Source organism: Methylobrevis albus (assembly GCF_015904235.1).
Taxonomy (GTDB): domain Bacteria; phylum Pseudomonadota; class Alphaproteobacteria; order Rhizobiales; family Pleomorphomonadaceae; genus Methylobrevis_A; species Methylobrevis_A albus.
Map to the genome: position 1 here is coordinate 183,083 of NZ_JADZLT010000036.1, position 11,183 is coordinate 194,265.

8 protein-coding genes are annotated in these 11,183 nt (G+C 67.6%); 3 read left to right on the forward strand and 5 right to left on the reverse strand.

The window, feature by feature from the left end; translation table 11 throughout:
- The first annotated feature begins 195 nt into the window (after positions 1-195).
- Complete coding sequence (locus tag I5731_RS01200; RefSeq protein WP_197309520.1) at positions 196-1,236, forward strand: heme-dependent oxidative N-demethylase family protein; 1,041 nt, start codon at positions 196-198, stop codon at positions 1,234-1,236.
- Between the two features lie 284 nt (positions 1,237-1,520).
- On the opposite strand, the gene I5731_RS01205 is transcribed toward I5731_RS01200, so the two are convergent.
- The 4 genes from I5731_RS01205 to I5731_RS01220 form a co-directional block, all read right to left on the reverse strand.
- Positions 1,521-2,681: an osmoprotectant NAGGN system M42 family peptidase gene (locus I5731_RS01205; protein WP_197309521.1), complete on the reverse strand. Its 1,161-nt coding sequence runs from the start codon at positions 2,679-2,681 to the stop codon at positions 1,521-1,523.
- A complete protein-coding gene (ngg, locus tag I5731_RS01210; protein WP_197309522.1) occupies positions 2,681-4,411 on the reverse strand; it encodes an N-acetylglutaminylglutamine synthetase in 1,731 nt (576 codons plus the stop codon). Before ngg ends, I5731_RS01205 begins: the two co-directional genes overlap by 1 nt.
- Before the next feature lie 91 nt (positions 4,412-4,502).
- Positions 4,503-6,278, reverse strand: coding sequence for an N-acetylglutaminylglutamine amidotransferase (locus I5731_RS01215; RefSeq protein ID WP_197309523.1), 1,776 nt, complete (start codon positions 6,276-6,278; stop codon positions 4,503-4,505).
- A gap of 731 nt (positions 6,279-7,009) precedes the next feature.
- Positions 7,010-7,507, reverse strand: a complete 498-nt coding sequence (locus tag I5731_RS01220) for a response regulator (protein WP_197309524.1) — start codon at positions 7,505-7,507, stop codon at positions 7,010-7,012.
- Between the two features lie 426 nt (positions 7,508-7,933).
- On the opposite strand from I5731_RS01220, the gene hemA reads away from it, so the two are divergent.
- Positions 7,934-9,202 carry a 5-aminolevulinate synthase gene (hemA, locus tag I5731_RS01225; RefSeq protein ID WP_197309525.1) on the forward strand — a complete coding sequence of 423 codons (1,269 nt, stop codon included), beginning with the start codon at positions 7,934-7,936 and terminating at the stop codon, positions 9,200-9,202.
- An 85-nt stretch (positions 9,203-9,287) separates the two neighbouring features.
- Here hemA and I5731_RS01230 read toward each other — a convergent pair whose 3' ends face one another.
- Positions 9,288-9,698, reverse strand: coding sequence for a helix-turn-helix domain-containing protein (locus I5731_RS01230; RefSeq protein WP_197309526.1), 411 nt, complete (start codon positions 9,696-9,698; stop codon positions 9,288-9,290).
- A 182-nt stretch (positions 9,699-9,880) separates the two neighbouring features.
- Between I5731_RS01230 and I5731_RS01235 the strand changes: the two genes are divergently transcribed.
- Complete coding sequence (locus tag I5731_RS01235; RefSeq protein ID WP_197309527.1) at positions 9,881-10,957, forward strand: dipeptidase; 1,077 nt, start codon at positions 9,881-9,883, stop codon at positions 10,955-10,957.
- Positions 10,958-11,183: the final 226 nt, after the last annotated feature.

Sequence of the window (11,183 nt, forward strand, 5' to 3'; positions counted from 1 at the left end):
ACGCGCGGCGCGGCAGCGACGCACAGACACACCGCCCCGGGCGGTAAGCTGGATTCCCGCTTTCGCGGGAATGACGGCCCGAGACGTTTGGGCACAGGGGAGAACGTCGCGGACGGCGGAGCGGGCGACACCGCCGTCCGGAAATGAACTCCCCCATCCGGCACACGCCGGCAGGGACACATCAGGAGAGCCGTCATGGGCATCGCGTTCAGGACCGAGACCTTCCGCGACGACTTCACCTTCCGCAACAGTCCGGAAGCGGTGCGGCGGTTTCCGTTTCCGTTCCACGAAGACAAGTACATGTATGCGGTCAACATCGAGCCGCACGTGCCGGGGCCGAAGGGCAGCGCCACCGAATTCGCGCTCGACGTCGACGAACACTACGTCTCGGAACTCGCCGACCGCGCACTGGTGCTGAAAGACGATCCGCTGCGCTGCCAGTCGCTGCCGCACATGATCACCGCGGAGTGGGACTTTCTTGAACTGGTGATGACGTCGCTCACCCGCGACTACCCCGAACACTTTGCGCTGCGCCAGGACGGCGACCGCTGGCACTGGACCAACCGGCCGCTCGGCATCGCGCAGGCGTTCACCTTCGGCGATGCGGCGACCCTGCCGCAGGGGCCGATGGAATATGTCGGCCGCCAGTGCCAGGGCGACTTCTGCCTGCTCGACCAGCGCGACGGCAATCTCTGGATGGACGCCGGCATCATCACCTGCCAGGCGGACTGGTCGCTCGACTTCGACATCGGCATGAACTTCATGGAGTGGCATGGCCCGGTGCCGCTCGCCCACCAGATGGGCGTGTTCGAGCGGGCGCTGAAGTTCCTCCTGAACCTCCGCCTCGGCCAGCCGGTGCGGCGGCTGAACTGGACCATGACGGTGAACCCGCGGCTCGACACCAGCCCGGAAAACTATCCGAAGTGGGGCACCGACCGCACCACGATCACGCCGGAGAACGTCGGTTCGAAGCTGCACCTGCGCGTCGAGTTGCAGGGGCTGTGGCGGCTGCCGCGCTCGAACGCGATCGTGTTCTCGATCCGCTGCTACCTGATCTCGCTGGATGAAATCGCAACGGTGCCGAAGTGGACGCGGCGCCTCGCGCGTGTGCTGGCGAGCCTGCCGCCGGAGCTTGCCGAGTACAAGGGATTGACCCGGTTCCGGCAGACGGCGGTGGACTGGCTGAGTGCGCGGGACGACGGGGCGCCGACGTCGGCGGGGTGTGGGCCGGAGTGAGGGGTGGGTTTGGCCGGGGGCTTAGAGATCGTTGAGAGGCTGCTGGCCCCTCCCGACCCGGCTACGCCGGGCCACCCTCCCCACGAGGGGGAGGGATGTGGTGCGGCATAGTCTGCGCAAGGGTCGAAATGCTGATCAGCCGGCTCCGCCAAAGGCGGCAACTTTCTAGATCTTAGCCGGCAAACATCCCTCCCCCTCGTGGGGAGGGTGGCCCGGCGAAGCCGGGTCGGGAGGGGTAACGGCGTATCCCGGGCTCAAAACCCCGTCCGACGTCGCAGAACCCCTCAAGCCCGATGCGGCCGCGGCACCACCGGTTCGTGCGCCGCCCGCGCCTCCTGCATCGGCTGGGTCGTGAACCCCTCGATCCCCGACACGCTTTCCGCGTCGCGCGTGATCTCCACCGGGCTGGTCAGATACGCCGTCACCAGTTCGGCGAGCGAGCGCAGCGCGTGGACGTTGGTGCGCTCGTAGCCGTGCGAGGCGTCGACGCCGAAGGTGATCAGCGCGGTGCGCACGTCCTCGCCGGCCTCGATCGCCGAGGCGCTGTCGGAGCGGTAGTAGCGGAAGACGTCCTGCTGGTAGCGGATGTCGTGGTCGCGGCAGAGGCGGATCAACTTGCGGGTCAGGTGATAGTCGAACGGCCCGGTCTGGTCGGCCATCGCAATGGTGACGCCGAATTCGTCGGAGGCCTGGCCGGGGGCCGCGGTGCCGTTGTCGATGGCGACCAGCGAGGCGACGTCGCGGGTAAGCAGCGACGATGCGCCGACGCCGACCTCTTCGGCGATCGAGAACAGCCAGAAGGTGTCGACCGGGAGTTCCGCCTTCTCGCGCAGGATCGCCTCGAGCGCGCCGAACATCGCCGCGACGCCGGCCTTGTCGTCGAGGTGGCGCGAGACGACGTAGCCGTTGTCGAGGAACTCGGGCTGCGGGTCGATCGCGACGATGTCGCCGACGGCAAAGCCCAGCCGCTCGCAGTCGGCGCGGCTGCGGGTGAGCGCATCGACGCGGAGTTCCGCGTGCGGCCAGCCGATCGGGGCGGTGTCGACTTCCTCGTTGAACGTGTGGCCCGAGGCCTTCAGCGGCAGGATCGTGCCGCGCCAGGCGCCCTTCTCGGTGAAGATCGTGCAGCGGGCGCCCTCGGCGAAGCGCGCCGACCAGTGGCCGATCGGCACCAGCTCCAGCCGACCGTTGTCTTTCAGCGCCTTGACCTGCGCGCCGAGGGTGTCGACGTGGGCGATGATCGCCCGCGCACCCTTAGAGGTCTTGCCCGGCGTGAAGGCGCGGATGGCGCCGCGGCGGGTGAGTTCCACCTGCGCGCCGAGGCGCTGCAGTTCGGCGGTGCATTCGCGCACCACCATGTCGGTGTAGCCCGCCGGGCTCGGGATCTCGAGCAGGGCGGCGAGCCGGTCCAGCATGTAGCCGGCGTCGATCGAAAGCCGGCCCATCAGTTGCGCATCCCCTCGGCGCGGCGCTCGGCGAGCCGTGCGGCCATCGGCATCGACTGCGGGAACAGGAGGTCGATGAAGCGCGCCGCGGTCGGCTGCGGCTCGTGATTGGCAAGGCCCGGGCGCTCGTTCGCCTCGATGAAGACGTAGTCGGGCTTGTCGGGCGCCTTCACCAGGAGGTCGATGCCGGTGACGGGGATCTGGATCGACTTTGCCGCCTTCACCGCCGCGTCAATCAGCACCGGATGCACGATGTCGGTGACGTCGTGGATGGTGCCGCCGGTGTGGAGGTTGGCGGTGCGCCGGACAACGATCTCCGCCCCCTCGGGCGCGACGTCGTCGAGACCGAGACCGCTGCGGGCGACGCAGCGTTCGGTCTCGACGTCGAGCGGGATCGTCGATTCGCCGCCCGTCGCGGCGGCGCGGCGGCGGCTCTGGCGCTCGATCAGCTCGCGGATGGCGCTGCGGCCGTCGCCAAAGACGCGCGGCGGCCGGCGGATCGCCGCTGCGACCACCTTGTAGTCGATGACGACGAGGCGGAGGTCCTCGCCCTCGGCGCAGCTTTCGACGATGACGCGGTCGCAGACGCGGCGCGCGACGTCGACCGCCGCCTCCAGCGCCTCCGGGCTGTCGATGCCGACGGCGACGCCGCGGCCCTGCTCGCCGCGGGCGGGTTTTACCACCACGGCGCCGTGCTCGGCGAGGAAGGCCGCGCGGGCGGCCGCGTCGTCGGCTTCGATCTGCGCCGGCACGACGAGGCCGGCGCGCTCGACCACCCGGCGCGTCACCGCCTTGTCGTCGCAGATCGAGACCGCGATCGCCGAGGTGAGGTCGGTGAGGCTCTCGCGGCACATGATGGCGCGGCCGCCGTAGCTGAGGCGGAAGAAGCCGCCCTCGGCGTCGGTGACTTCGACGTCGATGCCGCGCCGGCGCGCCTCGTCGACGATCAGGCGGGCATAGGGGTTGAGCTCGGCCTCGGGCACCGGGCCGGTGAAGAGCTTCTCGTTGAACGAGTTTTTCCGCTTCAGCGTGAAGTAGGGCACGCGGGCAAAGCCGATCTTCTCGTAGAGCGCGATCGCCTCGGCGTTGTCGTGCATCACCGAGAGATCCATGAAGGCGGCACCGCGGGCGGCGTAGAGGCTCGCCAGCGCATGGACGAGGCCGGCGCCGACGCCGGGGGCGGGCGCCTGCGGATCGACCGCGAGGCACCAGAGCGACGAGCCCTTCTCCGGATCGCCGAAGGCGGCCGCGTGGTCGACGCCCATCACGGTGCCGAGCACCTGGCCGGCGGCGTCGACGGCGACCAGCACCGTGACGACGTTCTCCGCCGCCATGCGGTCGAAGAGGTGGGGCGGGATCGTCATCATCGACCGGGCGCCGTAGATGCGGTTGACGGCGTCGACGTCGGCGTTGCCGGCAAGGTCGCGGATCTCGAAGGCCGCCGGCGGCGCCTCGGGCGGGCGGTAGCCTTCGAGGTCGAGGCGGAAGGTGTGCGAGGGGTCGAGGAACAGCTCGTGCGGGGCGGCCGCCAGCACAACGTGCGGGTCGGCGATGTAGAAGGCGATGTCACGCCGGCCGGGCGACTCGGCGCGCATCACGTCGACGAGGGCGGCCGGATCGGCGAAGCTCTGGCCGAAGACGAGTCGGCCCCAGCCGCATTCGACGGCGGCGTCGATGGCGCGGGCATCGCTGGCGGTGGGTTCGGCCGTGGCGGCGGTGGCGGTGGTCATGACGTATTCCCCTTCGTGGTCGCGGACCTTTCCGGGCGGCGGCGCAGCGCGCGGCACCGCCCGGTTCGGTCTCGCCTCAGGCGGTCTCGCTTCAGGCAGCCTGGGCCTGGAGCCAGAGCTCCAGGGTCGCCGCCTGCCAGAGTTCGGAGCCGCCGAGCGGCGTGATCGCCGCCTTCGGGTCGCCGAGTAGCCCGTCGATGTAGTCCTGGCGGAACAGGCCGCGGTCGCGGGCGGCGCGCGAGGTCAGCGTGTCGCGCACCATCTCGAGCACCGGGCCCTCGACGTATTTCAGCGCCGGCACCGGGAAGTAGCCCTTCTTGCGGTCGATGATCTCGGCCGGGAGCAGCTTGCGGGCGACGTCCTTCAGCACCTTCTTGCCGCCGCCCTCCACCTTGTGGCGCGGCGGGATCTTCGCGGCGAGCTCGACGAGCTCGTGGTCGAGGAACGGCACGCGCGCCTCGAGGCCGAAGGCCATCGTCATGTTGTCGACGCGCTTCACCGGGTCGTCGACCAGCATCACCGTGCTGTCGAGGCGGAGCGCCTTGTCGACCGGATCGTCGGCGCCGGCCATTGCCATGTGCGCCTCGACGAAGGCGCGGCTTTCGTCGGCCGGGGTCCAGTAATCCGGGTTGAGCTGCTCGAGCAGGCGATCATGGGTGCGATCGAAGAAGACGCGGGCGTAGTCGCCGACCGGATCGTTGGCGCCGCTGAGCGGCGGATACCAGTGGTAGCCGGCGAAGACCTCGTCGGCGCCCTGCCCGCTCTGCACCACGGTGACGTGCTTGGCCACCTCCTGGGAGAGCAGGTAGAAGCCGACGTTGTCGTAGGAGACCATCGGCTCCGACTGGGCGGTGATCACCCCCGGCAGCGCGGCCAACATCTCGTTCGACGGTACGAAGATGCGGGTGTGGTCGGTGCCGAAGCGCTTGGCGACGATGTCGGAATAGACGAACTCGTCGCCCTCCATGCCGTTGACGCTCTCGAAGCCGACCGAGAAGGTCTTGAGGCCGCTCTGGCCGGCCTCGGCGAGCAGCGCCACGATCACCGAGGAATCGACGCCGCCCGACAGCAGCACGCCGACCGGCACGTCGGCGACGAGGCGGCGCTCCACCGCTTTGCGCAGGGCGGCCAGCACCCGGTCCTGCCAGTCGACGTCGCTCATTGCCTCTTCGCGCGCGCCGCGGGAAAAGTCGAGGCGCCAGTAGACGGTGTCGGTCTCGCGGCCATCCGGCTCGATGACACGGACCGTGGCGGGGGGCAACTTGGCGACGCCCTTCAGGATGGTGCGCGGCGCCGGCACCACGGCGTGGAAGCTCATGTAGTGGTGCAACGCCACCGGATCGACGCCGGTATCGACGCCGCCGGCCGCGACCAGCGCGGGCAGCGTCGAGGCGAAGCGCAGGCGGTCGTTGGTGCGGGCGATATAGAGCGGCTTGATGCCGAAGCGGTCGCGCGCCAGCACGACGCGGCCGGTCTCGCGCTCGTGGATCGCGAAGGCGAACATGCCGTGGAAACGCTCGACGCAGGACGGGCCCCAGGCGTGGTAGGCCTTCAGGATGATCTCGGTGTCACCGCCGGAGAAGAACGAATAGCCCTTCGCCTCGAGGTCGGCGCGCAGTTCACGGAAATTGTAGATGCAGCCGTTGAAGGCGATGGCGAGGCCGAGTGCCGGGTCGACCATCGGCTGCTCGGCGCGCTCGCTGAGATCGAGGATCTTCAGGCGGCGATGGCCGAGAGCGACCCGGCCACGCGCCACGACGCCGGATCCGTCCGGCCCGCGCGGCGCCAGGGTCTCATTCATGGCAGCGATCGCGCCGACGTCCGCCGGCTGACCGGTGAACGTCAGTTCTCCGCAAATCCCGCACATAGAAAGTCCTTTCAGCTTGAACGTCGTCAGGCTCCCGGCCGGAGTTAGCCGCGAGATAATATGTTTTCAACCTTGACAACGCAGATTTGTTCGCACCGGATTTGAAAATCCAGCCCGTGCAGTTGAGAGTGAATAGGCTCAACGCGAAGCGGGCGATGTTGTTCCATCTGACGTTGCTGCCCTGGAATAGGCTTCGAGATCAGCCGCTTGGCCGGATGATCCATCGGGGCTGAAGGATGAACTGTCGCAGCCGTGGGTCAGGCTTCGGCGGGGAGCCACACAGTGGGACGCAGCTGCGGCGCCGCGAGTTCATCGGAGGTGTCATGAGATGGGTCGCGACCGGCTGAAACGGCGGGGTAGGTAATCGTGCGGGCAGGACCGTGCGTGCCCAGGCGATGTCGGGCGGGCCATTGCGGCCCCGGCGCCCCGAAGCGCGCCTTGGGCCCGTGCCGTCGTTCGCTGCGCAGCCGCCTTCTCGTTCCTCTCCGTCGTCATTCCCGCGAAAGCGGGAATCCAACCATCCGCGGGGGCGGTGGCGCCGGTGGCCGCAGGCGCGCCGCCCGTCCTTCATCGCCACACGTGTGGTGAGTTGGATTCCCGCTTTCGCGGGAATGACGGTGGAGAGGGTCGAGAATGACGACGGAGGGGTCGGGAATGACGACGGAGGGGGGAAGAGGGTGTCGGCGGAGCGCCGAAATGACGTCCGAGCGGCAGCCGCCCCCCAATAAAACTCAGGCGACGTCCTGCTGCTCGCCGGAACCGACCTGCCAGATGTTCTGGCGATTTCGGACCTCGCGCGGGGCGGGGCCGAAATAGGTCGGGGTCTTCACGAAGTCGCGCGGCGACACGATCACGCTCTGCACGCGGTGATAGAGCGATTTGGCCGAGATCGGCTTGCACAGCAGTTCGTGGATGCCGAGGCGGCGCGCCTCGACGATGCGGCTGCGCTCGGTGTGGCCGGTGACCATGATGATCGGGATGTAGGCGAACGGGTTCTTCGGCGTGCGGATCATCCGCACCATGTCGGCGCCGTCGAGGATCGGCATCACCCAGTCGAGAATCAGGATGTCCGGATTGGCGCGGTCCATCGCTTCGAGGCCCGAGGCACCGTCTTCCGCCTCGACGATGCGGCGCGCGCCGAACCCCTGCAGCATGGTGCGCAGGATGGTGCGCATGTACGCGCTGTCTTCGACCACCAGGAAGGTCAGGGACGATAGATCGAGCTGCACCCTCGCGGCACCTTCGCGCAAAATCGGACTGGCCTCGACGCCGCGCCCGCGTTCGCGGACGTGGACGGCCATGCTTGGAGCTTGCCCAAGAAACATAAAGAAGCCGTTGACCGGGCGGCCGCTGTTTCCATCTACCGACAGGCGCGGACCGAAACGATCCGGTAAGTCGCCGGGCGCAGGATGGGAACGGGATCGGCCCTGGGTGGATTGATCGAGACGGGTTGATCCAGACGGGTTGATCCGGGCGGGTTGATCCGGATCAACGCGCGGCGCTGCCGAGGGCGCCTAAATGAAAATGCGGATGGGCCCGAAAGTCCCCGACCGCGTCATGCGCGGTCTCTACAAGTCGCGCGGCAAAGTGACTTTCGACATCCGGCCCATGGCGCTATAAGGTGGCCGTGGATTGGAAACGCTCTAAGGGTTGGCATGAACTACGACGCGATTTTCGAGACCGCCGTAGCCGCGCTCAAGGACGAGCAGCGCTACCGCGTCTTCGCCGACCTCGAGCGGGTTGCCGGTCGCTTCCCCACCGCCCTGTGGCGGCGGGAGACCGAGACGCGCGAGATCACCGTCTGGTGCTCGAACGACTACCTCGGCATGGGCCAGCATCCGAAAGTGCTCGCCGCGATGACCGATACGGCGACGCGCATGGGCGCCGGCGCCGGCGGCACGCGCAACATTTCCGGCACCAATCATCCGCTGGTGCAGCTCGAGGCCGAACTCGCCGACCTGCACGGCAAGGAAGCGGCGCTGCTGTTCACGTCGGGCTTCGTCTCGAACGAGGCGGCGATCTCGACCATCGCCAAGCTGCTGCCCGACTGCCTGATCCTCTCCGACGCGCTCAACCACGCCTCGATGATCGCCGGTGTCAAGAACGCCGGCGTCGCCAAGCAGGTGTGGCGCCACAACGACCTCGATCACCTCGAAGATTTGCTGCGCCAGGCCGGCCGCGACCGGGCGAAGCTGATCGTGTTCGAATCGGTCTATTCGATGGACGGCGACGTCGCCCCGATCGAGGCGATCGCCGACCTCGCCGACAAGTACGGCGCGCTCACCTACATCGACGAGGTGCATGCGGTCGGCATGTACGGCGCGCGCGGCGCGGGCATCTGCGAGCGCGACGGCGTGATGGACCGCATCGACATCATCGAGGGCACGCTCGCCAAGGGCTTCGGCGTCATGGGCGGTTACATCGCCGGCAAGGCGTCGCTGGTCGACGCCGTGCGCTCCTACGCACCGGGCTTCATCTTCACGACGGCGCTGCCGCCGGCGCTGTGCGCCGCTGCGACCGCCTCGATCCGCCACCTGAAGCAGAGCTGCGCCGAGCGCGAGGGCCAGCAGCGCCAGGCCGCCCGCACCAAGGCGGTGCTCGCCTCCGCCGGCCTGCCGGTGATGCCGAGCGAGACGCACATCGTGCCGCTGCTCGTCGGCGACCCGGATCTCTGCAAGCAGGCGTCCGACCTCCTGCTCGAGAAGCACGGCATCTACATCCAGCCGATCAACTACCCGACCGTGCCGCGTGGTACCGAACGGCTGCGCATCACCCCGACGCCGCTGCACGACGACCTGCTGATCGAGCAGCTCGCCGACGCGCTCGTCGACGTCTGGCAGGCGCTCGGCATGACGTTCGCGACCCCGAAGCCGATGGAAGACGGCCGCATCCGCCAGCAGATCTTTCGGGCTGCGGGCGGCTGAGGCCTTTCAAGTTGGGGATGCTCCCTGCCGGGCCTTCAGTGAGAGGCCGCGCAGCGAGCATCCTTATAGAATTTTACATTTAATTTTACGAAGCAAATTCCACCTTTATTTTAATTTGCTCGAGCTCAAAACCAGTGGCTGATGCCAGTTCGGTTCGCAGCGATTCAACTAGAAGCGAAATTGAGAAAACCTGCGGTTCGCCCTCAATCCCAGATTCGTCTTCTACTTCGGTTGCTTCAATACCTTCATCAATTGGGCCCCTTGAGCGCTGCTCAGTCTCCCCCATCAACCATTCCTCTCTAACATTCAATGTTTCCGCCAAGGAGGCCAAAGTTTCCGGTCTCGGCAATGTATTTCCTTGCAGCCAGTTCCAAATTGCGGTCGGCGTATACCCAACTTTTTTTGCGATCTCAGACTGACTGAGCCGTTTTTCCTTCATAATTCTTGCGAGACGACTGGGAAAAATTGCTCCCCGACGCGCATCATACTCGACCATGTCTCAGACTCCTTAGCAGAGATGTTTATCAGGCAACCGCTGATGATTAGAATTTAATATAAATATAAATATCTGTCAAGAGACACTCTTCATTTTTGATGTTTGGCCCCGAACCTCATCCGCCAATCCAACAGACAACTTCCCCCGCTTTCCTTCGGCCGGCGAATCTCTAGGATCGGGGGATGACATCCCCTGCCCCTGGCGCCCCCCTCTCCGTCTTCGACGGCCACAACGACACGCTGCTCCGGCTCGCGGTGAAGGCGACGGCCGATCCGGTCGCCGATTTCCTGCGCGGCGACGGTGAAGGGCACATCGACCTGCCGCGGGCGCGGGCCGGGGGGCTGGTCGGCGGCTTCTTCGCGCTCTGGGCGCCGCCGCCGCACGACGGCCTGCCCACCGCCTTCGAGATGAGCGGCGCGGCTTACGACCTGCCGCTGCCGCCGGCGCTGGAGCTCACTTATGCGCAGGCGCGGATCGCGCATCTCGCGGCGCTGCTCGTGCGCGCCGAGCGGGCGAGCGACGGCGCCTTCGCCGTCTGCCGCAGCGGCGTCGAGGTGCGCGCGGCGATCCGGCGCGGGGCGCTGGCGGCGATCTTCCACATCGAGGGCGCCGAGGCGATCGACCCGGCGTTCCACATGCTCGACGTGCTGCATGCCGCGGGCCTGCGCTCGCTCGGCCCGGTCTGGAGCCGGCCGACGATCTTCGGCCACGGCGTACCGTTCCGCTATCCGTCCGACGGCGACACCGGCCCGGGGCTCACCGACCTCGGCAAGGCGCTGGTGAAGCGCTGCGACGAGTTCGGCATCATCGTCGACCTCGCGCACATGACGATGGCAGGCTTTCGCGATGTCGCCCGCCTCAGTGACCGGCCGCTGGTCGCGACCCATTCCAACGCGCACGCCGTCTCGCCGCACGCCCGCAACCTCACCGACGACCAGCTCCGCATGATCGGCGACAGCGGCGGCATGGTCGGCCTCAACTTCGCCACCGCCTTCCTGCGCCCCGACGGCCAGATGCGCGCCGACACGCCACTCAGCGACATGTTGCGCCACCTCGACCACATGATCGACCTCGCCGGCGAGGACCACGTCGGCCTCGGCTCGGACTTCGACGGCGCGGAAGTGCCCGCCACGATCGGCGACGCGGCCGGGCTGCCGGTGCTGGTCGAGGCGATGCGGCAGCATGGGTTCGGGGAGGAGCTGACGGAGAAGCTGCTGAGCGGCAACTGGCTGGCGTTTCTGGATCGGGCGCTGGTGTAGGTCGGGCCTTGCCGTGGGGCGCCCCTCTCCCTGTCCCTCCCCCGCTTCGCAGGAGAGGGGACGAAGGAGGTTAGCGCGTTCGCCTCATCGGCGCTTCGATTCGGCGCAGCCTTCGTGGGGCGAAGGCCCTATCGCCCATCGTCCCCTCTCCTGCGAAGCGGGGGAGCGACTGTGTTTCGGGTCAAGCGCTTTGCCATGGTTTCTTGTCCCGGATGATGGCGTTGAG

Excerpts from the sequence above, each read along its gene's own strand:
- I5731_RS01205 (WP_197309521.1), bottom strand. The coding sequence starts at position 2,681 with ATGGGCCGGCTTTCGATCGACGCCGGCTACATGCTGGACCGGCTCGCC.
- I5731_RS01235 (WP_197309527.1), top strand. The coding sequence starts at position 9,881 with ATGACATCCCCTGCCCCTGGCGCCCCCCTCTCCGTCTTCGACGGCCAC.
- I5731_RS01200 (WP_197309520.1), top strand. The coding sequence starts at position 196 with ATGGGCATCGCGTTCAGGACCGAGACCTTCCGCGACGACTTCACCTTC.
- I5731_RS01215 (WP_197309523.1), bottom strand. The coding sequence starts at position 6,278 with ATGTGCGGGATTTGCGGAGAACTGACGTTCACCGGTCAGCCGGCGGAC.
- I5731_RS01230 (WP_197309526.1), bottom strand. The coding sequence starts at position 9,698 with ATGGTCGAGTATGATGCGCGTCGGGGAGCAATTTTTCCCAGTCGTCTC.
- hemA (WP_197309525.1), top strand. The coding sequence starts at position 7,934 with ATGAACTACGACGCGATTTTCGAGACCGCCGTAGCCGCGCTCAAGGAC.
- ngg (WP_197309522.1), bottom strand. The coding sequence starts at position 4,411 with ATGACCACCGCCACCGCCGCCACGGCCGAACCCACCGCCAGCGATGCC.